Annotated in this window: 30 protein-coding genes and 1 tRNA gene; 22 read left to right on the top strand and 9 right to left on the bottom strand. The window is 66.8% G+C overall.

From position 1 onward, the window contains the following. Window positions 1-29: 29 nt before the first annotated feature. From C6A86_RS18325 to era, 5 genes are all read left to right on the top strand, one after another. Entirely contained in the window at window positions 30-1,070 is a 1,041-nt protein-coding gene (locus C6A86_RS18325) for a PhoH family protein (protein ID WP_105365405.1), read from the top strand. Between the two features lie 61 nt (window positions 1,071-1,131). Beyond that, a complete protein-coding gene (gene ybeY, locus C6A86_RS18320) occupies window positions 1,132-1,668 on the top strand; it encodes an rRNA maturation RNase YbeY (RefSeq protein WP_105365404.1) in 537 nt (178 codons plus the stop codon). Next, window positions 1,665-2,948, top strand: a complete 1,284-nt coding sequence (locus C6A86_RS18315) for a hemolysin family protein (protein WP_105365403.1) — start codon at window positions 1,665-1,667, stop codon at window positions 2,946-2,948. Before ybeY ends, C6A86_RS18315 begins: the two co-directional genes overlap by 4 nt. Before the next feature lie 50 nt (window positions 2,949-2,998). Then, the gene (locus tag C6A86_RS18310; RefSeq protein WP_233213183.1) at window positions 2,999-3,271 is read left to right on the top strand and encodes a cytidine deaminase; all 273 of its coding nucleotides are present in this window, start codon (window positions 2,999-3,001) and stop codon (window positions 3,269-3,271) included. Further along, on the top strand, window positions 3,268-4,170 hold the full coding sequence (era, locus tag C6A86_RS18305; protein WP_105365401.1) for a GTPase Era: 903 nt from the start codon (window positions 3,268-3,270) through the stop codon (window positions 4,168-4,170). Before C6A86_RS18310 ends, era begins: the two co-directional genes overlap by 4 nt. Here era and C6A86_RS18300 read toward each other — a convergent pair. Both C6A86_RS18300 and C6A86_RS18295 read right to left on the bottom strand, forming a co-directional pair. Further along, window positions 4,167-4,715 carry a CAP domain-containing protein gene (locus C6A86_RS18300; protein ID WP_105365400.1) on the bottom strand — a complete coding sequence of 183 codons (549 nt, stop codon included), beginning with the start codon at window positions 4,713-4,715 and terminating at the stop codon, window positions 4,167-4,169. The genes era and C6A86_RS18300 overlap by 4 nt on opposite strands. 11 nt (window positions 4,716-4,726) lie before the next feature. Beyond that, window positions 4,727-6,184: an amidase gene (locus tag C6A86_RS18295; protein WP_199196359.1), complete on the bottom strand. Its 1,458-nt coding sequence runs from the start codon at window positions 6,182-6,184 to the stop codon at window positions 4,727-4,729. A 66-nt stretch (window positions 6,185-6,250) separates the two neighbouring features. Here C6A86_RS18295 and recO point away from each other — a divergent pair, with 66 nt between their 5' ends. The 4 genes from recO (at window position 6,251) to C6A86_RS18275 (ending at window position 8,775) form a co-directional block, all read left to right on the top strand. Beyond that, window positions 6,251-7,093 carry a DNA repair protein RecO gene (gene recO / locus C6A86_RS18290; protein WP_311100818.1) on the top strand — a complete coding sequence of 281 codons (843 nt, stop codon included), beginning with the start codon at window positions 6,251-6,253 and terminating at the stop codon, window positions 7,091-7,093. Further along, a complete protein-coding gene (locus C6A86_RS18285) occupies window positions 7,041-7,922 on the top strand; it encodes a decaprenyl diphosphate synthase (protein WP_105362240.1) in 882 nt (293 codons plus the stop codon). The genes recO and C6A86_RS18285 overlap by 53 nt, the downstream gene beginning before the upstream one ends. A gap of 71 nt (window positions 7,923-7,993) precedes the next feature. After that, window positions 7,994-8,380, top strand: coding sequence for a hypothetical protein (locus C6A86_RS18280; RefSeq protein ID WP_105362251.1), 387 nt, complete (start codon window positions 7,994-7,996; stop codon window positions 8,378-8,380). Beyond that, the gene (locus C6A86_RS18275; protein WP_105362241.1) at window positions 8,377-8,775 is read left to right on the top strand and encodes an NUDIX domain-containing protein; all 399 of its coding nucleotides are present in this window, start codon (window positions 8,377-8,379) and stop codon (window positions 8,773-8,775) included. Before C6A86_RS18280 ends, C6A86_RS18275 begins: the two co-directional genes overlap by 4 nt. Here C6A86_RS18275 and C6A86_RS18270 read toward each other — a convergent pair. Both C6A86_RS18270 and C6A86_RS18265 read right to left on the bottom strand, forming a co-directional pair. After that, window positions 8,768-9,163 carry a Fur family transcriptional regulator gene (locus C6A86_RS18270; protein ID WP_105362242.1) on the bottom strand — a complete coding sequence of 132 codons (396 nt, stop codon included), beginning with the start codon at window positions 9,161-9,163 and terminating at the stop codon, window positions 8,768-8,770. The genes C6A86_RS18275 and C6A86_RS18270 overlap by 8 nt on opposite strands. Further along, the gene (locus tag C6A86_RS18265; protein ID WP_105362243.1) at window positions 9,160-9,513 is read right to left on the bottom strand and encodes a metalloregulator ArsR/SmtB family transcription factor; all 354 of its coding nucleotides are present in this window, start codon (window positions 9,511-9,513) and stop codon (window positions 9,160-9,162) included. Before C6A86_RS18265 ends, C6A86_RS18270 begins: the two co-directional genes overlap by 4 nt. Window positions 9,514-9,609: 96 nt before the next feature. On the opposite strand from C6A86_RS18265, the gene C6A86_RS18260 reads away from it, so the two are divergent. The 3 genes from C6A86_RS18260 (at window position 9,610) to C6A86_RS18250 (ending at window position 12,731) form a co-directional block, all read left to right on the top strand. Further along, window positions 9,610-10,992 (top strand): glycine--tRNA ligase, encoded by a 1,383-nt coding sequence (locus C6A86_RS18260; RefSeq protein ID WP_105362244.1) that lies wholly within the window; start codon window positions 9,610-9,612, stop codon window positions 10,990-10,992. Between the two features lie 161 nt (window positions 10,993-11,153). Then, a complete protein-coding gene (locus tag C6A86_RS18255; RefSeq protein WP_105362245.1) occupies window positions 11,154-12,041 on the top strand; it encodes a type IV toxin-antitoxin system AbiEi family antitoxin domain-containing protein in 888 nt (295 codons plus the stop codon). 282 nt (window positions 12,042-12,323) lie between these two features. Next, the gene (locus C6A86_RS18250; protein WP_233212908.1) at window positions 12,324-12,731 is read left to right on the top strand and encodes an EspA/EspE family type VII secretion system effector; all 408 of its coding nucleotides are present in this window, start codon (window positions 12,324-12,326) and stop codon (window positions 12,729-12,731) included. A 15-nt stretch (window positions 12,732-12,746) separates the two neighbouring features. Here the strand turns inward: C6A86_RS18250 and C6A86_RS18245 are convergent, their stop codons facing one another. Further along, the gene (locus tag C6A86_RS18245) at window positions 12,747-14,771 is read right to left on the bottom strand and encodes a YgcG family protein (RefSeq protein ID WP_105362247.1); all 2,025 of its coding nucleotides are present in this window, start codon (window positions 14,769-14,771) and stop codon (window positions 12,747-12,749) included. A gap of 81 nt (window positions 14,772-14,852) precedes the next feature. Between C6A86_RS18245 and C6A86_RS18240 the strand changes: the two genes are divergently transcribed. Genes C6A86_RS18240 through C6A86_RS18230 form a run of 3 tightly spaced genes read left to right on the top strand, consistent with a single transcriptional unit; the run spans window position 14,853 to window position 18,446 of the window. After that, window positions 14,853-16,130, top strand: coding sequence for a deoxyguanosinetriphosphate triphosphohydrolase (locus C6A86_RS18240; protein ID WP_105362248.1), 1,278 nt, complete (start codon window positions 14,853-14,855; stop codon window positions 16,128-16,130). A gap of 20 nt (window positions 16,131-16,150) precedes the next feature. After that, complete coding sequence (gene dnaG / locus C6A86_RS18235; protein WP_105362249.1) at window positions 16,151-18,100, top strand: DNA primase; 1,950 nt, start codon at window positions 16,151-16,153, stop codon at window positions 18,098-18,100. Window positions 18,101-18,155: 55 nt separating this feature from the next. Then, complete coding sequence (locus tag C6A86_RS18230; protein ID WP_105362250.1) at window positions 18,156-18,446, top strand: hypothetical protein; 291 nt, start codon at window positions 18,156-18,158, stop codon at window positions 18,444-18,446. 1 nt (window position 18,447) lies between these two features. Here C6A86_RS18230 and C6A86_RS18225 read toward each other — a convergent pair whose 3' ends face one another. Next, on the bottom strand, window positions 18,448-18,723 hold the full coding sequence (locus C6A86_RS18225; protein ID WP_057169726.1) for a hypothetical protein: 276 nt from the start codon (window positions 18,721-18,723) through the stop codon (window positions 18,448-18,450). A gap of 130 nt (window positions 18,724-18,853) precedes the next feature. Here C6A86_RS18225 and C6A86_RS18220 point away from each other — a divergent pair. From C6A86_RS18220 to C6A86_RS18205, 4 genes are all read left to right on the top strand, one after another. Beyond that, window positions 18,854-18,926, top strand: a tRNA-Asn gene (locus tag C6A86_RS18220). 408 nt (window positions 18,927-19,334) lie between these two features. Further along, on the top strand, window positions 19,335-19,613 hold the full coding sequence (locus tag C6A86_RS18215) for a hypothetical protein (protein WP_105362911.1): 279 nt from the start codon (window positions 19,335-19,337) through the stop codon (window positions 19,611-19,613). 66 nt (window positions 19,614-19,679) lie between these two features. After that, a complete protein-coding gene (locus tag C6A86_RS18210) occupies window positions 19,680-20,366 on the top strand; it encodes a hypothetical protein (protein WP_105362910.1) in 687 nt (228 codons plus the stop codon). Window positions 20,367-20,391: 25 nt separating this feature from the next. Beyond that, the gene (locus tag C6A86_RS18205) at window positions 20,392-20,697 is read left to right on the top strand and encodes a hypothetical protein (protein ID WP_105362909.1); all 306 of its coding nucleotides are present in this window, start codon (window positions 20,392-20,394) and stop codon (window positions 20,695-20,697) included. Between the two features lie 295 nt (window positions 20,698-20,992). Here the strand turns inward: C6A86_RS18205 and C6A86_RS18200 are convergent, their stop codons facing one another. Beyond that, window positions 20,993-21,346: a hypothetical protein gene (locus C6A86_RS18200; protein ID WP_105362908.1), complete on the bottom strand. Its 354-nt coding sequence runs from the start codon at window positions 21,344-21,346 to the stop codon at window positions 20,993-20,995. A gap of 60 nt (window positions 21,347-21,406) precedes the next feature. On the opposite strand from C6A86_RS18200, the gene C6A86_RS18195 reads away from it, so the two are divergent. Genes C6A86_RS18195 through C6A86_RS18185 form a run of 3 tightly spaced genes read left to right on the top strand, consistent with a single transcriptional unit; the run spans window position 21,407 to window position 22,411 of the window. Further along, entirely contained in the window at window positions 21,407-21,691 is a 285-nt protein-coding gene (locus C6A86_RS18195; RefSeq protein WP_105362907.1) for a transposase, read from the top strand. Continuing rightward, window positions 21,691-22,179, top strand: a complete 489-nt coding sequence (locus C6A86_RS18190; RefSeq protein WP_233212961.1) for a hypothetical protein — start codon at window positions 21,691-21,693, stop codon at window positions 22,177-22,179. The genes C6A86_RS18195 and C6A86_RS18190 overlap by 1 nt, the downstream gene beginning before the upstream one ends. 43 nt (window positions 22,180-22,222) lie before the next feature. Continuing rightward, window positions 22,223-22,411 carry a hypothetical protein gene (locus C6A86_RS18185; protein WP_105362906.1) on the top strand — a complete coding sequence of 63 codons (189 nt, stop codon included), beginning with the start codon at window positions 22,223-22,225 and terminating at the stop codon, window positions 22,409-22,411. A gap of 8 nt (window positions 22,412-22,419) precedes the next feature. Here the strand turns inward: C6A86_RS18185 and C6A86_RS18180 are convergent, their stop codons facing one another. Both C6A86_RS18180 and C6A86_RS18175 read right to left on the bottom strand, forming a co-directional pair. Then, window positions 22,420-23,313, bottom strand: coding sequence for a type II toxin-antitoxin system death-on-curing family toxin (locus C6A86_RS18180; RefSeq protein ID WP_199196151.1), 894 nt, complete (start codon window positions 23,311-23,313; stop codon window positions 22,420-22,422). Next, entirely contained in the window at window positions 23,310-23,477 is a 168-nt protein-coding gene (locus C6A86_RS18175; protein ID WP_158263258.1) for a hypothetical protein, read from the bottom strand. Before C6A86_RS18175 ends, C6A86_RS18180 begins: the two co-directional genes overlap by 4 nt. Between the last annotated feature and the right edge of the window lie 110 nt (window positions 23,478-23,587).

The raw sequence follows: 23,587 nt of genomic DNA, 5'->3' as shown, positions 1-23,587 counted from the left end.
GACCACAGGAAGCAGGCACGAAACCGCACGTGACGCCCCGCGAGACGACCGCTGGTCCTATTCCTGGACCGGTACGAAGCAGCATCACTGTTCCGCCCGACAGCATCGTGGGCCTGCTGGGTTCGGCCGATGAGAACCTGCGTGCCCTGGAAGAACTGCTCACCGCCGATATCCATGTCCGCGGTAACGCCATCACCATCAGCGGCGAGCCCGCCGACGTGGCACTGGCCGAGCGTGTCGTCACCGAGCTGACCGCGGTGATCTCCCGGGGCCAGCCGCTCAACCCCGACGCCGTGCGGCACAGCGTGTCGATGCTGACCGGCACCGATGACGCCTCACCGGCCGAGGTGCTCACCCTGGACATCCTGTCTCGGCGCGGGAAGACCATCCGGCCCAAGACGCTCAACCAGAAGCACTATGTCGATGCCATCGACGCGCACACCATCGTCTTCGGGATCGGCCCGGCCGGCACCGGTAAGACCTATCTGGCAATGGCCAAGGCCGTGCACGCATTGCAGACCAAGCAGGTCAACCGGATCATCCTGACCCGCCCCGCGGTGGAAGCCGGTGAGCGCCTCGGCTTCCTTCCCGGCACGCTGACCGAGAAGATCGACCCGTACCTGCGCCCGCTGTACGACGCGCTGCACGACATGATGGATCCGGCCGCCATCCCGAACCTGCTGGCGGCCGGCGTGATCGAGGTGGCGCCGCTGGCGTTCATGCGCGGCCGCTCGCTCAACGACGCGTTCATCATCCTCGACGAGGCGCAGAACACCACGCCCGAGCAGATGAAGATGTTCCTGACCCGGCTGGGGTTCAACTCCAAGATGGTCGTCACCGGTGACGTCACCCAGGTCGATCTGCCCGGTGGCGCGCGCTCGGGTCTGCGCGCGGCCAGCGACATCCTCGACGGCATCGACGATATCCACTTCTCCGAGCTCACCAGCGCCGACGTGGTCCGCCACCGGCTGGTCTCCCAGATCGTGGATGCCTACTCACGGCATGAGGCGCAGCCGGAACTGATCAACCGCGCCCAGCGCAGGTCTTCGGGCGGGCGTGGGCGCAGATGAGCGACGCTTGCGGAGCGAATCAACAGACGGCATGCGGGACCCGAGCCTGCGAGGGGACTGCATGAGTATCGAGGTCTCCAACGAATCGGGGATGGACGTCTCCGAACAGGAACTGGTCAGTGTCGCGAAGTTCGTCATCGCGCAGATGGACGTGAACCCGGCGGCCGAGCTGTCCATGGTGCTGCTGGACACCGCGGCGATGGCCGACCTGCACGTGCGCTGGATGGACCTGCCCGGGCCCACCGACGTGATGAGTTTCCCGATGGACGAGCTGGAGCCCGGGGGCCGCCCGGATGCGGCCGAACCCGGTCCGTCCATGCTCGGGGACATCGTGTTGTGCCCCGAGTTCGCGGCCGTTCAGGCCGAGAAGGCCGGGCATTCGCTCGGGCAGGAACTGGCGCTGCTCACCGTGCACGGTGTGCTGCACCTGCTGGGCTACGACCATGCCGAACCCGATGAGGAGAAAGAGATGTTCGCCCTGCAGCGCCGCCTCCTCGAGGAATGGGTGGCCGACCAAGTGGAGTCCTACCGCCAGGATCTGCAGATCGAGAAGGATCGCCGGCTGTTGGACAAGTCGCGATACTTCGACCAGCAGTGACCGGCCTCGCCCCGCTGCTCGCTGCAGTGTTGCTCGTCGGCCTCGGTGGGCTCTTCGCCGCGGTGGACGCCGCGATCAGCACCGCCTCGCTGGCCCGCGTGGAGGAGATGGTCCGCGATGAGCGGCCCGGCGCCGCCCGGTTGGCACGTGTGCTGCTGGACCGGCCCCGCTATATCAATCTCGTGGTGCTGCTCCGTATCACGTGTGAGGTGAGCGCCACCGTCCTGCTGGTGTCCTATCTGGACGGCTATCTGGGCGTCGCCTGGGGGCTGTTCGCCGCGGCGGCCACCATGGTGGTGGTCAGTTTCGTCGTCATCGGTGTCGGTCCGCGGACCGTCGGCCGGCAGAACGCGTACACCATCGCGTTGTCGGCGGCCCTTCCGCTGCATGCGATCTCGGTCCTGCTGACCCCGATCAGCCGGCTGCTGGTGCTCATCGGTAACGCACTGACGCCCGGCCGGGGCTTCCGCAACGGACCGTTCGCCTCGGAGATCGAACTGCGCGAGGTCGTCGATCTGGCCCAGCAGCGCGGTGTGGTGGCCGATGACGAACGGCGGATGATCCAGTCCGTCTTCGAGCTCGGCGACACCCCGGCCCGTGAGGTGATGGTGCCGCGCACCGAGATGGTGTGGATCGAATCGGACAAGACCGCGGCGCAGGCGCTCTCATTGGCCGTGCGCAGCGGGCATTCCCGGCTGCCGGTGATCGGGGAGAACGTCGACGATGTCGTCGGTGTGGTCTACCTCAAGGATCTCGTGCAGCAGACCCATACCGAATTCCCCGTCGACACCCGCGTCGGCGAGGTGATGCGCCCGGCGGTGTTCGTGCCGGACTCCAAGCCGCTGGACATGCTGCTGCGCGAGATGCAGCGCGATCGCAAGCACATGGCGCTGCTGGTCGACGAATACGGCGCGATCGCCGGTCTGGTCACCATCGAGGACGTGCTGGAGGAGATCGTCGGCGAGATCAACGACGAGTACGACGCCGACGAGGTGGCGCCCTGGGAGGTGCTGGGCTCCAATAGATTCCGGGTCTCCACCCGGTTGCCTATCGAAGACCTGACCGAACTGTACGAGGACCTCGACGTCGGCGAGGACCTGGAGGTCGACACCGTCGGCGGGTTGCTCGCCCACGAACTCGGCCGGGTGCCGCTGCCCGGCGCCCAGGTCAGCTGGAACGGATTACGTTTGCGGGCCGAAGGCGGCCCGGACCATCGCGGAAGGGTGCGGATCGGCACTGTGCTGATCGCCCCGGAAGCGCCACCGGAGGAGGACACGTGAGCGATCTGGACGCCGAGGACGACAAGCTGGTGGTGCTGGCCCGCGGAGCGATGGGCCGCGCCGAAGCCGCTCAAGGGGCCGCCGTGCGTGACCTGGACGGCCGCACCTATGCCGGTGCGCCCGTGCACCTGTCGGCGCTGAGCCTGACCGCGCTGCAGGCCGCGGTCGCCGCCGCGGTGTCCAGCGGCGCGGCCGGACTGGAAGCGGCGGTGCTGGTCGGCGGATCGGCCGAGGATCCCGGTGTCGGTGCGGTGACCGAGCTGTCCCCGACGGCGACGGTGATCGTCACCGACCGTGCCGGTACGCCGTTGGTGTCCCCGTGAGCGACGAATTCCGGTCCGGTTTCGTCTGTTTCGTCGGCCGGCCCAATACCGGCAAGTCGACACTGACCAACGCGCTGGTCGGCGAGAAGGTGGCCATCACGTCGAACCGGCCCCAGACCACGCGGCACACCATCCGCGGCATCGTGCACCGCGACGACTTTCAGATCATCCTCGTCGACACCCCGGGTCTGCACCGGCCACGCACCCTGCTCGGTGAGCGGCTCAACGAGCTGGTCAAGGGCACCTACTCCGATGTCGACGTCATCGGGCTGTGCCTGCCCGCCGATGAGGCGATCGGACCGGGCGACCGGTGGATCTACGAGCAGATCCGGGCCGTGGCGCCCAGGACCACTCTGATCGTGATCGTCACCAAGATCGACAAGGTGCCCAGGGACAAGGTGGCGGCGCAGCTGATGGCCGTCAGCAACTTGGTCGGGGACACCGCCGAGATCGTGCCGGTGTCGGCGACCAAGGGTGAGCAGCTCGATGTGCTGATCGACGTCCTGGTGAGCAAGCTTCCCCCGGGGCCGGCGTTCTACCCCGACGGCGAACTGACCGACGAGCCCGAACAGGTGCTCATGGCCGAGTTCATCCGTGAGGCCGCGCTCGAAGGCGTCCGCGACGAGCTACCGCACTCGCTGGCCGTCGTGATCGACGAGGTGACCCCGCGAGAGGGCCGCGATGACCTGATCGATGTGCATGCCATCCTCTATGTGGAGCGCGACAGCCAGAAGGGCATCGTGATCGGCAAGGGCGGTGCCCGGCTGCGTGAGGTGGGCACCGCGGCGCGCACCCAGATCGAGAAGCTGCTGGGCACCAAGGTCTATCTGCAGCTGCAGGTCAAGATCGCCAAGAACTGGCAGCGTGATCCCAAGCAGCTCAGGAAGCTGGGCTTTTAGGGCGTCCAGCCCGGCACCTGGCCGAAATCCCGGATATCCGACGGGACCGGTGGGGCGCCGTCACCCTTGCCGTACACCGCGACCACCACGGTGCGGTCGAAAAGGCTCTCCGACCAGACGCCGATGTGCACATTCGAGCAATCGGCCATGATCGCGTAGTAGTCCGGCCGGTGGTACCACTGGTTGATCAGCTCGATACCGCTGATCGCCAGCGCCGGGTTGATCGCCACCGTCTCGGCGACGGGCCCGGCGTAGCCGGCGTTGCGGGCACGGTCGGCGACGGTCGTGCCGTCGGACCCGATATCGCCGTTGAGCGCCCGGTTGTTGAGCACATCGTTGGTGTGCCACTGCGCGGCGAGGCGCAGCTTCGGGTTGATCTTGATGTCGGTGTCGCAACCGGCCCTGTGCTGCACCGTGTACACGTTGGCGACCACACCGTCGTTGAGTCGACGGTTGTCGGCGTTGGCGGCGGGCGCGGCCAGCAGCGCCCCGGCGGCGAAGGCGGCCACCGCGACGGCCGTCGCGCAACGGCGGGTGTTCGTCATAGGGGGTGACCTTACGTCAGCGCGGGACTGTCCCACCAAGGTTCCGGCTGCTTGGCCATCCAGCCGTTCACCCCCTCGAGCGCGGCGGCCAGCGAGATCAGCATGGGTTCGCTGTCGGCCGGACCCATCAACTGCACCCCGATGGGCAGCCCGTCGGAGGTGAATCCGGCCGGGATGTTGATCGAGGGCCAGCCCAGCAGGTTCCACGGCCAGGTCACCGGGCAGGCGCGGATCATGGCCCGGTCGGTGGTCAGCGGGCCGCGGTCGTCGTACTCGTCGACCAGCGGCGGTGGCAGTGCGGTGGTGGGGGCGAGCACCACGTCGGCGATGTTGAAGATCCAGCCGACCCGGCGCTGGGCCTGTGCCTCGGCCGCCCGCGCCTTGCGCAGGGTGTGCTGCGACAGCAACCAACCGGTCCGGATATTGCTCACGGTGCGTTTGTCGAGCGTCACGCCGGATCCCAGCCGTTGCTGCCACTCCAGCAGCCCCGAGGTGGAACGGGACAGGAAGTTCCATGACATCCGCAGCCCGTAATCCGGATCGGCCTTGATGACGGTGTGCCCGAGCTGCCCGAGCTGATCGGCGACGCCCTGCAGTGCGGCCGCGATCTCCGGGTGCAGCTCGGAACGGAACACGTTGAACGGAAACGCCGTGGACATCGCGACGCGCAGCGGGCCGGGGGCGCGACCGACGTGGTCGGACACCTGGACCGGGGCCGGTTTGTGCAGATCGCCGTCGGCGTTACCGGAGGCGGCGTCGAGCACGATGGCGGCGTCGGTGACGGTGCGGGCCAGCACGCCGTTGACGGTGATGCCGTTGAACGCCTCGGGCAGCGGCCAGGTCGAGATGCGGCCGCGCTGCGGTTTGATCCCGACCAGATGCGTCCAGGCCGCCGGTATCCGGACACTGCCCGCCCCGTCGGATCCGATCGCGGCGGTCACCAGACCGGCGGCCACCGCGGCGGCGCTGCCCCCGGAGGACCCACCCGGACTGTGCTCGCGTGACCACGGATTGCGGGTGTGGCCGAATCCCGGGCCGCTGGTGAACGGCCACTGACCCAGCTCGCAGGTGTTGGTCTTGCCGACGATCACCGCACCGGCCGCCCGTAACCGCCGCACCACCTCGGCGTCGGCGGTCGCGACCGGCCGTTCCCCGTCGGTGCCGAACCGGGTGGCCACCCCCGCCACGTCCACGTCATCCTTGACCGCAATCGGGATTCCCAGCAGTGGAAGTTGTTGCCCCGCAGCGCGTTTGCGATCAGCTTCGGCGGCATCGGCCAGCGCCTGCTCGGTCAGCACCACCCGGAAGGCATTCAGGGTGGGCTGGCTGGCTTCGATGGCCGCCAGGGACCTGCGTACCAGTTGGTCGGAGGTGACCGAGCCGCTGGCGAGTCGGTACTGCAGCTGGGTGAGAGTGGGAAATCTGGGTGCAGGAGTCATGCGGACGGGCGTTTTATGAGTGAGAGCCATACTGGGTTTGAGGATATCCGGCGTTGCGGTGCGGTCGATGTCACCGCGCGGTGACACACTGTCCCGATGCGGTTGTACCGGGATCGAGCGGTGGTGCTGCGCCAGCACAAGCTCGGCGAGGCCGACCGGATCGTGACTCTGCTCACCCGCGAGAACGGCGTGGTCCGCGCGGTGGCCAAGGGAGTGCGCCGTACCCGGAGCAAGTTCGGGGCGCGGCTGGAGCCTTTCGCGCACATCGACGTTCAGCTGCACCCGGGGCGCAATCTCGACATCGTCACCCAGGTGCAATCCATCGATGCGTTCGCCGTCGACATCGTCAGCGACTACGGCCGCTACACCTGTGCCTGCGCGGTGCTGGAGACCGCGGAGCGCCTCGCCGGGGAGGAACGCGCCCCGGTGCCCGCGCTGCACAGCCTGACGGTGGCGGCGCTGCGTGCGGTGGCCGAGGGCCGCCGCCCCCGCGAGCTGGTCCTCGATGCGTACCTGCTGCGGGCGATGGGGATCGCGGGCTGGGCGCCGTCGCTGACCGAATGCGCCCGGTGCGCGGCGCCCGGTCCGCACCGGGCTTTCCACGTCGGCGCGGGTGGCAGCGTGTGCGTGCACTGCCGGCCATCGGGGGCCGCGACCCCTGCGCAGGCCGTGATGGATCTGATGATCGCGCTGCACGACGGTGACTGGGAGTTCGCCGAGGCGTCCACCTCATCGCATCGCAGCCAGGCCAGCGGGCTGGTGGCCGCGCATCTGCAGTGGCACCTGGAACGTCAACTGCGGACATTGCCACTGGTGGAGCGCGTATACAGAGTTGATACCGCGGCCGTTGAACGCAGAGCAGGGGTGGTCGGGCAGGATATGGCCCATGGCTACCAAACGGGGCAAGACCACGTACCCGCAGCTGCCCCCGGCGCCTGAGGACTACCCGGTTTTCCCGGACGTCTCGACGTGGCCGGTGGTGTTCCCGGAGCTGCCGCCGCGCACCAACGGTAAGTTCTCCCGGCCGCCGCAGCACCCGTCGAAGGCGGCTGCTCCGCAGATCCCGGCCGACCAGGTTCCCAACCACGTCGCCGTCGTCATGGACGGTAACGGCCGGTGGGCCACCCAGCGCGGGCTGGGCCGCACCGAGGGACACAAGATGGGTGAGGCCGTCCTCATCGACATCACCTGCGGCGCCATCGAACTGGGCATCAAACATCTGAGCGTCTACGCCTTCTCCACCGAGAACTGGAAGCGCAGCACCGAAGAGGTGCGTTTCCTGATGGGCTTCAACCGCGAGGTGGTGCGCCGCCGCCGCGAGAACCTGGATGCCATGGGTGTCAACATGCGCTGGGTGGGCTCGCGGCCGCGCATGTGGAGCAGCGTCATCAAGGAGTTCGACATCGCCGAGCAGATGACGGTCGGCAACGACGTCATCACCGTCAACTACTGCGTGAACTACGGGGGCCGCACCGAGATTGTCGAGGCGGCAAGGCAACTCGCCGAAGAAGCGGTCGCGGGCAAGGTCAACCCGAATCGCATCAGTGAGGCGTCCTTCGCCAAGCACCTGCACCGCCCCGATATTCCCGATGTCGACCTGTTCATCCGGACATCGGGAGAGCAGCGGGCCAGCAACTTCCTGATCTGGCAGGCGGCCTACGCCGAGTACGTCTTCCAGGACAAGCTCTGGCCCGACTATGACCGCCGCGACCTGTGGGCGGCGTGCGAGGAATACGTGAACCGCAACCGCCGGTTCGGGCGGGCCTGATGGCATCCGGCGGGCAGGAGCGCAGCGACCCGGGAATGTCATCCGGCGGGCAGGAGCGCAGCGACCCGGGAATGTCTTCGCTCGAGGATCGGCTCTTGGCCATTGCCGAGGCGCTGCTGACGGCCACCCGTGAGGACGACGGTGCGCTGACCGTGCACCACGATGGCACCTTCGCCTCGCTGCGGGTGGTGAGCGTCGGCGAGGGGCTGGACATGGTGTCGCTCAACCAGGTCCTGGCCTGGGACCTGCCGCTGGACGACGAGCTGCGCGCGACGGTGTCCGAGCACACCCGGGGCACCCTGCTGGGCACGGTCTCACTGGCCGAGAAGGATGACACGTCAGCGGATGTGCTGCTGCGCTACAACTTTCCGGGCTCGGGCCTGTCCGACGAGGCGCTCGGCACGCTGATCATGATGGTGCTGTCCACCGGCGCCGACGTGCGGCGCACGTTGACGTGACTCCGGTGATCCGGATCGTCGCGGCCGTCGTCCTCGACGAGCGCAACCATGTGCTGGTGGTCCGCAAGCGCGGGACCACGGCGTTCATGCAGCCCGGCGGAAAGATCGAACCGGGGGAGACGCCGGTGCAGGCGCTGCACCGGGAGATCCGCGAAGAACTCGGCGCCGGCGTGGTGGAGGATTCCATCCGCTCGCTGGGACATCACGACGCGGCGGCGGCCAACGAGCCCGGCCATCGCGTCGCCGCCGACCTGTTCCTGGTCAGCCTCGATGATCGACCGCAGCCGGGCGCCGAGATCGTCGAGATGGCGTGGGTGGACCCACACGCACCCGGCGATATCGAGCTCGCCCCGCTGACCGTCGGCGCGGTGCTGGAGTTCGTGCGCGTCAGCTGACCTCGGCGCACTTCCCGCACACCCCGAAGATCTCGATGGTGTGGCTGACATCGGTGAAACCGTGCTGCGCGGCGACCTGGTCGGCCCAGACCTCGGCGGCGCCGCCCTCGACCTCGACGGTGGCACCGCAGATCCGGCACACCAGGTGATGGTGGTGATGTTCCGAGCACAACCGGTACACCGATTCCCCGGTGTCGGTGCGCAGGGTGTCGACCTGGCCGGCGGTGGCCATGGACTGCAGCGTGCGGTACACGGTGGTCAGCCCGATACCCTCGCCGCGTTTGCGCAGTTCGTCGTGCAGTTCCTGCGCGGACCGGAAGTCCGCGACGTCGTCGAGCAGCGCGGAGATCGCCGCGCGCTGCCTCGTCGAGCGCACCACGGGGGTCATGCGGTGTCCTCGGCGGCGTGGGTGACGGCCGCCACCACGATCTCGGCCAGGTGATGGTCGACGAGGCGGTACATCACCTCGCGGCCGCTGCGTTCCCCGGCCACCACGCCGGCGGACTTGAGGATGCGAAGGTGCTGGCTGACCAGCGGCTGGGGCACGTCCAGCGCGTCGACGAGTTCGTGCACGCAGCGCTGGGATTCGCGCAGTTGCAGGACGATGGCGATGCGCAACGGTGCGGCCAGCGCGCGTAGCAGATCCCCGGTGATGTCCAGGATCTCCCGTGACGGTAGCTCCGGGAACGGTGAGCTGGCATGCTCGTGCTCATGGCCGGTAGTGGAAACGGTTTTCATTATCTAGCCAGATTACATGCACATCTGCGCATGTCAATGGTTTGGCGGGGACTCCCCGGCGAGAGGGTCCCGGTCTCATCGCTACGCTGTTGACCCGTGGCATCCCTCATCGACACCGTTGCAAACCTGGCGAAACGCCGTGGCCTCGTCTACCAATCGGGCGAGATCTACGGCGGTACGAAGTCCGCCTGGGATTACGGACCACTCGGGGTGGAGCTCAAGGAGAACATCAAGAAGCAGTGGTGGCGTTCGGTGGTCACCGGCCGCGATGACGTCGTCGGCCTGGACAGCGCGATCATCCTGCCCCGCCAGGTGTGGGTGGCCTCCGGGCACGTCGCGGTGTTCAACGATCCGCTCGTCGAATGCCTGAACTGCCACAAGCGCCACCGGCAGGATCACCTGCAAGAGGCCTACGCGCTCAAGAAGGGTGGCGAGCCGGATGACGTCCCCATGGGCGAGATCGTCTGCCCCGACTGCGGCACCAAGGGTCAATGGACCGAGCCGCGCGATTTCAACATGATGCTCAAGACCTACCTGGGGCCCATCGAGTCCGAGGATGGTCTGCACTACCTGCGTCCCGAGACCGCGCAGGGCATCTTCGTCAACTTCGCCAATGTGGTGACCACCGCACGCAAGAAGCCGCCGTTCGGTATCGGCCAGATCGGCAAGAGCTTCCGCAACGAGATCACCCCGGGTAACTTCATCTTCCGCACCCGTGAGTTCGAGCAGATGGAGATGGAGTTCTTCGTCGAGCCGTCCACCGCGCCGGAGTGGCACAAGTACTGGATCGAGACGCGGCTGAAGTGGTACACCGATCTCGGGATCAACCCGGAGAACCTGCGCCTCTACGAGCACCCGCTGGAAAAGCTGTCGCACTACAGTGCGGGCACCACCGATATCGAGTACAAGTTCGGTTTCTCCGGCAACCCGTGGGGTGAGCTGGAGGGTATCGCCAACCGTACCGACCACGACTTGTCCAGCCACGCAAAGGCTTCCGGTGTCGACCTGACCTACTACGATCAGGCTTCGGACACCCGCTACACGCCGTACGTGATCGAGCCGGCGGCCGGTCTGACCCGCTCGCTGATGGCGTTCCTGGTCGATGCCTACACCGAGGACGAGGCTCCGAACGCCAAGGGCGGGGTGGACAAGCGCACCGTGCTCAAGCTCGACCCGCGACTGGCCCCGGTCAAGGCGGCGGTGCTGCCGCTCTCGCGGCACGCCGACTTGTCGCCCAAGGCAAAGGATCTCGCCGCCGAGCTGCGGCAGAGCTGGAATGTCGAGTTCGACGATGCCGGCGCGATCGGGCGGCGCTACCGCCGCCAGGACGAGATCGGCACCCCGTTCTGCGTGACGCTGGACTTCGATTCGCTCGACGACCAGGCGGTCACCATCCGTGAGCGCGACGCCATGACCCAGGAGCGGGTGGCGATCTCCGAGGTGTCCAATTACCTTGCCGTGCGGTTGAAGGGCTGCTGACCCACTTCCCGCGAGCGTGCGTGTCTGTTGGCAGACACGCCGCAGCGGGAGCCGAGATAACGCACGCTCGCGGCGGCAGCGTTGTGCACAGTCGCCGATTCATCCCCAGATGTGATGACGGGGGTCGTGCAGGCCGGCCCGCCTGACCGACGATCGGCTGCATGCCCGACGACGTTGCCGCATTGCTCGCGCGCCAGGGTGGGGTCGCCACCACCGCCCAACTCCTGAACGTGTTGAGCCGCAGTCGGCTCGACACCGGGATCCGGACGGGCGAGCTGATCAAGGTGTGGCCGGGCGTGTACTCCGGTGAGGAACCGGACAACCTCACCCGTCTCCGCGGACTGGACCTGCGGGCGGGTGTCCCCATCGCCATCTGCCTCGGAACAGCAGCTGCGGCATATGGTTTCGACACCGAAGACGTCATTGACCTGCATGTGCTCGATCCGGATGGCCATCAGCTGAGGGCTTCTGATGGCGTGATCATCCACCGCCGCGACGGTGCGCCGCTCGCGACGGTCGACGGTCGACGGGCCACAACTGCGGCGTGGACGGCGGTCGAAGTCGCCCGCGCTCTGCGTCGTCCGCGTGCGTTGGCGACTCTGGATGCGGCATTGCGGACTGGCACCTGTGATCGCGGACAGCTGTTCGATGCGGTATCGGAACAACATGGACGCCGCGGCATTGTCCATGTGCGGGAGCTGGTTCCGCATGCGGCGGCTGCTGCGGAGTCACCTATGGAAAGCGAAGCGCGTCTGGTGATGCTCGACGGGAAACTGCCGATGCCGGATCTCCAGTACGAGATCATCGACCGCTCGGGACGGCATTGGCGGCTCGATTTTGCCTGGCCGCTCCACAAGCTGGCCGTCGAGTACGACGGCTTCGACTGGCACAGCGACCCCGCCAGCTTCGTTCGGGACCGGCAGAAGCGTGCCGCCCTGCAGGAAATGGGTTGGACCCTGTTGTCGATCGTGGCCGACGATGTCCGGCGACGGTCGGGCGACTTCCTGAGACGCCTGGAGTTCGAGTTGTCGCGTTCCGCAGTGGCGTGAGCGTGCGCAGACTCGGCTGGGCACGCGGCGTGTCTGCCAGCAGACACGCACGCTCGCCGACAAATGGTCAGGACAAGCTCGCCGACCAGCTCAGCAGGTAGCCCGAATTACTGCGCCGGAGGCACTCTGGGCTCATTTAGGATGTGAGTCGAGGGATCAAAGGGGGCGGCGATCAGCGTTCTGGGGGCATTTCTTTCGACGTGGGACAGCGCCCGCGCGACGCTCGGCGAGGGCACACCGGTCGGTGGGGCGGAGTTCGACCGCAGCGGCACACTCGACGAGTTGCATCGCGTGGTCGCCTCGACCGCGCCCGGTGAGCATTGGACGGGCGCCGCGGCCGAGGCCTACTCGGGTCGCAACGAACGGCTCGTCGGCACGATCGGCGGGCTCGCCGAACTCGATCGGCGCCTCGGATCCGAGGTGGACCGGTCGGCGCAGGTGGTGGTGGCGGGGCGGCGGGACCTGGACGCGGTCAAACAGTGGGTGTCGAGCGCCGCGGCCAGCGTGCCGCCCAACGCGGCCGGTGAGTGCGCCCTCATCGCGGTGGTGTCACGCGGTGTCGGCGAAGTCGCCGAGATTTTGCGCCGGTCCAACGCCGATATGAACGGCATCGCAGCCCGGATCCACGATCTCGGCGCGGGCTATCAGAGCTTGGGCGAGCGTGAGGGCGGCGACGGCGACAACCGATGATCCGGACGGGCAGCCCTAGAACCGACCGCCGCCACCGCTCATCCCGCCCCCACTGAACCCTCCGCCGCCGGAGCCGCCGAACGTGGTGGAACTCCATCCGCCGCCGCCACCCATACCTCCGCGCAGCGCCCCGGACAGGATGTTGCCGATGATGATGCCGCCGATCATCGCGCCGGTATTCGAGCCGCCACCGCCACCGAAACCGCCGTAATTGTTGTACTGCTGTTGAGTTTTGGCGACATCGCTGTTGGCGATCGTCTGGGCCTGCCCGGCGAGCATCGCCGCACCGTTGGCGTGCGCGATCGCCTCGGGCAGATTGGTGCCCTGCTTGTCCTGTGCGGCCTGCAGTTGGCGCACGGCTTCGGCGAGCCGGGTGCGTGCCTCGGGTCCGATGCTGCCGCGGCGGGTATCGATGAAATCCGAGACACCGCGCACCCGGGACTGCGCGGAGAACAACGCCTGTTCGAACGCGCGGCGTAGCCGTTCGCCGGCCGCGCGCTCCTCGGCGACGCTGTCCAGCAGCCGGTCCAGGTCGGCGTCGGCCTGGGTCAGCGCGGTGAAGGCGCCCAGCGGGTCGGTGCCGCCGTTGGCCTGCGCTTCGGTGACCGCGCGGGTCGCGGCATCGCGGGCGGCGGTCAGGGCTTCGGCGCCGGTGATACCACCTTGCGCCAGTTGGTTACCGGCGGCCTTGATGCCGTTCTGGATGTCGGTGATCGCATCGGGCAGGGTGGCGATCGCGCGGTTGATATCGGTGGTGGCGCTGTCGATGGCGTCCAGCATGGTCCTGGCCTGGCCGAGCGCCGACTCGGCCGCCCGGATCGAGTCGACGAGCCCGCCCTGGCGTCCCGCCGGCCGCGCCACCAGCGTCCGGGCGTTGGTGATGTTCTGATCGGCGAAGGCCAGCCGGTGCTTGGCGGTTTCGGCGTTGCCGGTCACCGAGTTCAGCGCCGTGGGGGAGAACTGCTGATGCAGGGTGGCCAGCGTCTGTTCGGCCGGCGCGAGGCGGGCGGTGAGATCGACCATCTGCTGGGTGAGTGCGTCGAGCCGGGTGGGCGCGTTGATCACCAGATCGCGTAGCTGCGAGAACGCCTCGCGCTGCCGGTCGAGTTCGCGATCGGCCTTGGCCGCCGCCACGATCACCCTGGTCAGCAGATCGCGGCGCTGCTGCGGGGTTTCGGGCACCGCATCGTCGAGGATCTGGCGCACGTTGAACGCCTGGGCCAGCGTCGTCTTCGCGGCGCTGACCGCGGTGCGAAACGGTGCGGTCTCCTTCTCGCCGAACTCCTCGACGGCCAGCGCCAGTTCGTTCTCGCTGGTGCGCACCGCGTTGTCGACCTCGACCACGATGGAGCGGGACAGCTCGTCGAGGGTGTCCAGCGGCACCGCCGCCAGCGCGCTCGGGTCGGCCGGATCGATGCGCTGGGCGGCCGCGAGATCGGCCTCCCGGCGCTTGCGCTTGCGGCGCCGGGACCACAGCAACAGGCCGGCCACCGCCGCTGCGATGACGGCCAGCATCACCAGCACACCGAACCAGTTCAGTTCGGAATCAGAGGATCCCGACGACGTCGAGGACGAGCCGGCGGGCCCGTCGAGACCCTCGGCCGCCGCGATCGCCGCCTCGGCCCACTGCTGGGCGCGCAGCGCGGGCTCAACCTGATTGCGGCGCAGGGCATCCACATCGACACCGCCGGCCGCCGCGGTGGGCGCCAGCAGCGCGTAGGCGCGGTCGGTCGTGGCCACCGCCAGCAGCGCGTCGTGGTCGCCGAAATCGCTGGTCCGCATGGTGGCCCGGGCCCAGTCCGCGGCCGGCGAACCGGAGAACGAGTCGACGAACACCACCCAGAGCCGGACCTTGCGGTCGGTGTAGAGCTTGTCGATCGCCTGGGTCACCTCGGTCATGTCGGAGGCGCTCAGCGCGTTCGCCTCATCCACCACATAGCTGGCCAGCCGGAACGGCGGCTGCCCCGCGGCGGCGGGTGCGAGCAGGAGGCCGGCGGTCAGTACCGCGAGGGCCACACTGAGCAAACGGGCGATACGCATGCCGTCAATCTAGTGAACACGGGCGCTCCGCGACGGCGGCATGTCCGAACGGCGGCAGCGCTGCTGGCAGACTGTGCGGCGGTGGCAACGCAACGTGACACATCCGACCCCTACGACGACTTCGACCGGCAGCGGCTGGTGCCGGAGTCGCCGAAGGGTAGCGCGCTGCCCGGGACCGACACCGAGCACCGCACCGCCTTCGCCAGGGACCGCGCCCGCGTGCTGCACAGCGCCGCGTTGCGCAGGCTCGCCGACAAGACCCAGGTGGTCGGTCCCCGGCACGGTGACACCCCACGCACCCGGCTGACGCACTCCCTGGAGGTGGCCCAGATCGGCCGCGGCATGGCCGTCGGGCTGGGGTGTGACCCGGATCTGGTCGATCTGGCCGGGCTGGCCCACGACATCGGCCACCCGCCCTACGGGCACAACGGTGAACGCGCGCTCAACGAGATCGCCGACGCGTTCGGCGGATTCGAGGGCAACGCCCAGAATCTGCGGATCCTGACCCGACTGGAACCCAAAGTGCTTGACGCCGAGGGCCGTTCCGCGGGACTGAACCTCACCAGGGCGGCGCTGGACGCGGTCACCAAGTACCCGTGGACCCGTGCCGAGAACCCCAGGAAGTTCGGTTTCTACAGCGACGACCTCGTCGCCGCCGGCTGGTTGCGCGACGGGGCACCCGCCGGACGGCCATGCCTGGAGGCCCAGGTGATGGACTGGGCCGACGATGTCGCCTACTCGGTGCACGATGTCGAGGACGGCGTCATCTCCGGGCGCATCGACCTGCGGGTGCTGGCCGACGCCGATGCCGCCACCGCGCTGGCGGACCTGGGCGCGAAGGCGTTCCCGGCGATCAGCCATGACGAACTGCTCGACGCGTCGTCGAGGCTGTCGGAGATGCCGGTCGTCGAGGCGGTCGGCAAGTACGACGGCACGTTGACGGCGTCGGTGGCCCTGAAGAATCTGACCAGCGAGTTCGTCGGCCGCTTCGCCAACGCCGCGATCTCGCACACCCGCGCCGCGGCGGGCCCCGGACCGCTGCGCCGGTTCGACACCGATCTGCAGGTCCCGGGTCTGGTCCGCGCCGAGGTGGCCGTGCTCAAGATGCTGGCCCTGCAATTCATCATGTCCGACCACCGTCACCTGCAGGTGCAGGCCGACCAGCGCACGCTCATCCGGGAGGTCGCGCTCGCGCTGTGGGCGCAGGCGCCCAGCGGTCTGGACCCGCAGTTCGCGCTCGAATTCGCCGAGGCCGCCGACGACGGATCCCGGCTGCGTGTGGTGATCGACCAGATCGCGTCCTACACCGAGTCCCGGCTGGAGCGAGTGCACGAAGTGCGCTCACCCAGACCCTTGTGACGGGCCGATAGACTGCCCGGATGGCCGGTATCGACACGTCACGGGGTGGCCGGGGCCGCATCCCCGATCGCGATATCGCCGCCATCCGCGAACGTGTCCGCATCGAAGATGTGGTGGGCGACTACGTCCAGCTGCGCAAGGCCGGGGTGGACTCGCTGAAGGGGCTCTGCCCGTTCCACGACGAGAAATCCCCGTCCTTCCACGTGCGGCCCAACCACGGGCACTTCCACTGCTTCGGCTGCGGAGAGGGCGGTGACGTGTATGCCTTTCTGCAGAAGATCGAACACGTCACGTTCGTCGAGGCCGTGGAACTGCTCGCCGACAAGGTCGGCTACACCGTCACCTACACCGGGGCCTCGGCCACCCACGTGCAGCGCGACCGGGGCAGCCGCAGCCGGCTGATCGCCGCCAACGCCGCCGCCCAGGAGTTCTACGCCGAGGCCCTGCGCTCCGAGGAGGCCGCACCGGCCCGCCAGTACCTGATCGAGCGCAACTTCGACGGTGAGGCCGCCGCCAAGTACGGCTGCGGTTACGCGCCGTCGGGCTGGGACACCTTGACAAAGCACATGCTGCGCAAGGGTTTCGAGTTCAAGGAGCTGGAGGCGGCCGGGCTGAGCCGGGAGGGCAAACGCGGCCCGATGGACCGGTTCCACCGCCGGTTGCTGTGGCCGATCCGGGTGTCATCGGGGGAGACCATCGGGTTCGGGGCGCGGCGACTCTTCGATGACGACCATATGGAAGCCAAATACGTCAACACCCCGGAAACGGTGCTGTACAAGAAGTCTCACGTGCTGTTCGGTCTGGACCTGGCCAAGCGGGATATCGCCAAGGGGCATCAGGCCGTCGTGGTCGAGGGCTACACCGACGTGATGGCCATGCACCAGGCCGGGGTGACCACCGCGGTCGCCGCCTGCGGTACCGCGTTCGGTGACGAGCACCTCTCGATGTTGCGCCGACTCATGATGGACGACAACTTCTTCCGGGGCGAGCTCATCTACGTGTTCGACGGCGACGCCGCAGGCCGGGCCGCCGCGGTGAAGGCCCTGGAGGGTGAGCAGAACCTGGCGGGGCAGTCGTTTGTCGCGGTGGCCGCCGACGGGATGGATCCCTGCGATCTGCGGCTGCGCTCCGGTGACGGTGCGCTGCGTGACCTGGTGGCCCGCCGCGCCCCGTTGTTCGAGTTCGCCATCCGCACCGCGCTGGCCGATCACGATCTGGACAGCGCCGAGGGCCGGGTGTCGGCGCTGCGGCGCTGTGTCCCGATGGTGGCGCGCATCAAGGATCCGACGCTGCGCGACGAGTACGCCCGCCAGTTGGCCGGCTGGGTGGGCTGGCAGGACGTCGGCCAGGTGCTCGGCCGGGTCCGTGAGGAAGCCGGCCGCAAGGGCGGACGCACCAATGGTCGTGGCGCGGCGACCTCGAACCGGCGCTCCGGCGCCGAACCGCCGTCACGGCCTCAGGTGTCGGTGTCGCGTCCCGATCCGCGGGACCCGATCCTGCGGCCCCAGCGCGAGGCGCTCAAGTCGGCGCTGCAGTATCCGGGGCTGGCCGGGCCGGTGTTCGACAGCCTGTCGGTCGAGAATTTCACCCATCCCGGCTATGCCGCGGTGCGCACGGCGATCGCCGCCGCCGGCGGCATGACGTCCGGGCTCTCGGGCGGCCAGTGGATCGACACCGTGCGCGATATGGCCGGTTCACCGGAGGCGGCCAACCTGATCAACGAGCTCTCGGTGGACGCCATCCGGATCGAGGACGACGAGAAGCTGGCCCGCTACATCTCCGGGGTGCTGGCCCGGCTGCAGGAAGTGTCGGTCGGCCGCCAGATCGCCGAGGTCAAGTCGAAGCTGCAGCGGATGTCCCCGGTGGACAACAGCGACGAGTACCACGCCCTGTTCGGGGACCTGGTGGCCATGGAGACCTACCGCCGCAGCCTGCTGGAGCAGGCCAGCGGTGATGACTTGACTGCATGATCGTGACGCACGCGTTACAGTGAGTGCGCAGCTAACTGTCTAGAAAGGCTTCGCCGTGGCATCTCTGAGCGATCAGACACGCAAGTTCCTCTTCGCCGGCGCCTTCGCGGTCGCCGCCGTTGCGGCGCCCGCGCTGGCACTTTCGACGACTCCGGACGCCTCCACGCAGGCCGGTCCGGCCTGCCTGGCCTGGTTCGGCAACAAGGAGGACGGCAATTGCCTGTCCACCTCCAACGGCAACGGTGTGGCCGTCGGTACCCCCGGTGCCGGGCTGTGCAACGGCGGGTTCTGCACCTCGCCGATCTTCCCGGGCAACACCTGGAACACCAGCATCCCGTTCGGCTGAGTTAGAAGCTCTTCCCGTTCTGCGGGTTCGGCGTCTCGACGTCGACCTGCTCGGGGTGCAGCACCGATGTCTCGGCGTCGATCGCCGTCAATCTCACCATCGCCGGATCGGGTGACACCCGGTCGGCCACCTTGCGGCGCCCGGCGTCCAGCACGGCCTTGGTCGCCGGGTTCTCGGTGACCGCTTTATAGGTGGCAGAGATCTGCTCGTATCGGCGCCGGCCCGCTTTCGCGCCCAACACATAGCCGACCCCCAGTACGAACACGAACCGGAACACAGGGCTCCCCTCACGGTGACAACAGATTGCTTATATCCTGCCTCACGCACCCGGAACGCGGGTGAAGGGGCGTCTGACATGGCGATTCGGGAGCAGCCGGGTGCATACGCTAGAGTCTGTTCCGCATCATTCCCCTGTAGCTCAATTGGCAGAGCTTCCGACTGTTAATCGGACGGTTGATGGTTCGAGTCCATCCGGGGGAGCAACCACGGCCGGCGCGCAAGCGCCGGCCTGAGTGCTATCCAGGGGCCGAATCCCGTACTTTCCCCGCAAAATCATCCCGCACCATCACGCCTCCCGAGAATTTCTGCAACACAGCCCGGGCATCCGGACCACGACGTCCGCCGCTGCGCGTAATGCGACTGGCGGATGTCGTGGTCCGGGAGGCGGTGCTGCGGGAGCGGATAGGCGCGGGCGATCGCGGCCGGGCTGCGGGACCAGGCGCGGCAGCACCCGGGGTTCCACTGCGACAGGACGTCGAATCTGGACACATGTTCTCGGTGTCGGGGATTCTGACGGTCGGCGAGCTGGTCGCCGCGATCACAGAGGCGTTGCGCGGGGTCTCTTAAAACCGCGGGTGGCGCTGGGCGAGCGGTGGTAGGCACGTTGCCATGGAAGAACCGATGCAGAGACCGACCGATGCGCCGTGGCCGATTGAAGAGGTTTACCCGCGCGATCTCGTGGTGGATGACGTGGTGAAGTGGAACGGCAACTTCTCATGGCTGCGGGTAGCGCGGATCGTGGATGCGGGCCCGAATCAGCCGGATTGGGAGAAGGAGCTGGGCAGTCGGGGTTTTGTGCTTGAGCCGCTCGACGGTGAGGGGCCGAAGACGGTTGGTTACGACAATCACAATGTCCGGCAGGTGTGGCGGCGGGTTCGCGAGCTGTAGTCGAAACAGTTGGCGCGGGGCGCGCCGCATCCAAGCGAGCGACTGCGCATGCGATAGTCCGAGACTGTGAGCGCCTCGCCTCGGCCACCGACGGCCAAACTCAGTCGCGCAGAGTTCTTCACCCTGCTGGGCGCGGTGTTCGCCGTGTTCCCGATCGTGTTCTGCGCAATGCGAGTGCTGGTGGTTTCCGAGGGTGATCCGAACACGCTTCGCGTATTGGTGCAGAACCTTGACCTGAAGACGCTTGTGCTTGCGACGATCTTGCCTCTCGGCGGCACGGTGGTGTTCTGGATCCAGGTAACGCTGTGGCTATTCGCGTACGCCGGCGTTACGAAACCGGAGTATCGCCGATTGGTGAAAGCCGCGTTCTTTTGCCTACTCCCAATCACCGGCGCGATCGTGTGGGTCGCCATGCCACGCGGGCAGCTGTTGGTGTGTGTCGGCTTATTGGTGGTCGCCTTGCTGACGGTCGTCGCCCACCAACAAATGGCGGAAGGAAAACCGCGGGATCGAGTTACAGCTCTTGGTGGGATGGTTTTTATCGTCACGGTTGTGGCGTTGCTGATTTCTTTCGTTTCGAATGACACTTTGTGGTTGCCATGGGAAACGATCGAGGTTAAAGGCCGTCCCACAGTCGACGGTTACGTCTTGAGTTCGGATGGCGAGTGGACGCGATTCATGGTGTCGCTCGACAGAACCATCCACGTGGTGAGAACCTCTGAAGTGAAGTCGCGGACCGTAATCGACCGTTGAGGCTCGCGCAGGTTACGGTCGGACAATGCCTACACCTAGCATCTTCAATTTCGACGCAGACAACCTTGGGGCATACGAGCCCGAGAAGACCGACAAGCTGCTGACCGAGCAGCCGGCCGTGTTTTTGAATCACCTGCGCGTAGCACAAGCTCTACGAGGATGGGCCAAGCGAGCGGAGGACAGGACTTTCGGTAGCGAGGAGTACCAGAAAGGGTATATCCGGGCGCTGCGCGAGGTGGCCGCACACCTACGGCAGGGCGACTACGTCGAAGGTGGCGAGATGTTGTTCTCAGAGGGGCCCGAGGCGGAGGCGACCGCCAACGACGAGTGAGTCACGGACAGATCGGCCCGTCACCCTGGTGGGGTGACGGGCCGCTGTTGTGTGCGGGTCAGCTTTGAAGGTCGGTGCGGGCGCCGCGGCCCGGTCTGTTGGCGTGCCACTCGTCAATGGTTTCAGGTAGCCAGCCGCGGGCGGCGCCACGTTCGGGCTGTCCGTCCGCTTGGACTGGCCCGACGATGACGTCGGGATCGGGCATTTTGGCCTTGGACAGGCTGCGAGGGGCTAGGCCAAGGCGTTCTTCGACCTGAGATATCGACATGTAGAGCTGAGCCACGACGGTCTATTCCTACCGGGTTATGTTGCGGCCGATCGGCATCGAGGGCCGTGACAGCATGATCAGGATGCTCTCGGATCGCTCGCTTTGCGTCTTGGGGTCGTTCTCTTCGATGGTTCCCCTGCTGACGCCGAGTTCGCTGGCGGTGGCGGTCTTGATTCCGGCATGGTGTTCGTCGATGTTGATGGTGACTTGGTAGCCGTCGTTTGCGCCTTGGTCCCAGGTGGCAGCGGCCGCTCGGTCGCCAAAGACGATTTGGCGCTCTGTCGCGGGGGTGTCTCCGCTGTCGTAGAGGAGGGTCAGATTGTTGAGTGCGGCGGTTTCGATGGCTTCGGCGAGGAAGTCGTCGAGGTCGAATAGAGGCATGGAGTGGACTTTACCGCTTTAAGCGGTTGCCGTCTGTATTACTGTGTATTACACTCAGGTATGGCGATCAACTGGAGCAAGCGAGGCTGGTACATCGCCAAGCATTACGTGTCCGTGGCCCAGGCCAACGAAGCACTCGCAGACCCGGAGCGCGTGGTCTTTATCCCGGACTACAACAGCACGTCTGGCGAGAGCAACCGCACCATCGGTTACTCGCCGAGCGCCGGTGCGATTCTGACCGTCATCACCGTCTTCAGCCACGAGGATGACGTCACCTACGGTGCGAACGCTTGGAAGGCCAATGCGCGGGATCGGCGCTACTACGAGCAGGGAGGCACGGACTGATGAGGGAATCGTTTGACGATCGTCTAACGCGGATCGGTACGGAAGCGGAGGACGGCGAGGCTGACCAGTCGGATCGGCCACTGCCGGACAATGTGTCGGTGAGCCGGCCTGGGCGTGGTCGGTCGAAGGTGCTGCAGGTTCGGCTCAGCCCGGACGAGTTCGAGGCGCTGGAGGGGATTGCGGCCGGCCGTGACCTGCCAGTGTCGACGATTGCACGGGAGCATCTGCTGTCGTTGATCAGAACGCAGCCCGAGCGCGATGAGCACCGAGGAGTGTTCGTGAGTTACTCCACTAGCGGTCCGGCTTCGGTGGAGGACGCAGCGAAGTTCTTGGCGGCGACACTGCAGCGCATGGGGTCAATGCAACAGGAGATGTCTCAGATGCTGACGTTAGTCGCGACGTGTACATCGAAGATCGATGGCGGTTTCGCGGAATTCTCGCAGTCTCGGGGAGAGAAGACCACCGAGGTGCCTGCCGAGCGTCCGTAATCGCTCACGCTGCCTGCGACTCCCTGCTCATGTCGTTGGAGGCATGATCGGCGCGGGTGCGCTGCTGGCGGCCCGCCGTGAACGCAAGGCAACGTCACCGGCGGAGTCGGCGCGGTGGCTGGGTCCACAGTTCAACGTCACCGCCACCATCGCGCTGCTTTCGGATATCCCAGAGTGCTTGCTGTCGGATGTGCGCTGGGTACGCCGAACCTGCACCCGCGATGGCCGGTAGGTGGATGCTTAGAGCGTGGCGGCCAGGCTGGCCAAGTTCGGAGCACCCTCCTGTTTAAGCAACTGAAAAGGCAACTCCGCGATCACTTCACCGTCGAGGCTAAGTTCGACCGTTGCTGGCCCGAACGCCAGGAAGATCGGGGTTAGTTGGATGTGGAACAACAGGGGCAGTAGACCCGACTGAGCGTGCTGGGGATGTCCGCTCGGCGGTGGTGAGAATTGCCTGAGTTCAAGAGTCGCAGAAGGCGTGTTGATGCGCTTTCCGCCCGGCTCGGGAACGAGAGTCGCGGTCAGGGTGTGAGGGACGATGTTGTCGCCGGAGTTCCAATGGAAGCGGCCAATCACCGCGAACTCGAACGGCAGCGGAAACAGTCCCGGATGATCCTCGACCGTGAAGGAGAAGATGCCGCCCCTCATAACGTTGAACGTGCCGTTGCCGAAGGGTTGTACGGCCTCAGCCAAGAACACATATTCCAGCCGATGGTGCTTCGAGGCACCGGCTCGCTGACGGGCCCATGCGGTATGCAGAAACTCGCCTGCTTTACCGATCGACGCGTTCGGCTCATCCTCGGTCTTGAAGATGTCCTGGCCGATCGATTGCACGAAGATCTCGGCGCCGATGTCGTTGATGTGAGGGAGTTCGTAGCCGTTCTTGTCCAGGAAGATGTTGGCGGCCAACCATGCGGTTCGTTTGTTACCGTCGGTGAAGTACTGGTTGCTGGCGATTGAGTGGAGCAGCGCGCCTGCCTTCGCCCAGATATCGGGGAAAAGGTCGGCGTCGCCGAAGCCGCTCTGGGGTCGGAAAGCAGCTGACTCCACGCCATGCATGTCGCCGACGCAACCAGGGCCTACCTGGCTTTCGTTGATGGCGATCAGCGACTGGGCGCCCAGGTAGTAGGTCACTTCAGGCGCTCAAGGACACCGGCCCATCGGCGGGTGTGCTTAGTGAGCAACTGGGCGACCTCGTCGGGTTCGATTTCGATGGCAGCCTCGCTGTGACCAGCGGCCAAATCGTCGCGCGGCGCTGACACCGCGGCGGCCGCTTGTTCACTCAGTTGCTTGGACATCACCCCTGATGGTACGTGTGATACCAGGTCACAGCAGATGTTCAATGGGGCCGGACACACCAACGATGAATGACATCGGCGAAACTCTGCGCTATCGATCCAGTCGCAAG

Origin of the sequence: Mycobacterium sp. ITM-2016-00316, from assembly GCF_002968335.2 — a bacterium.
GTDB lineage: Bacteria > Actinomycetota > Actinomycetes > Mycobacteriales > Mycobacteriaceae > Mycobacterium.
The sequence above is the reverse complement of the archived record's forward strand: the minus strand, read 5'-3'. Positions and strand labels throughout refer to the sequence as shown.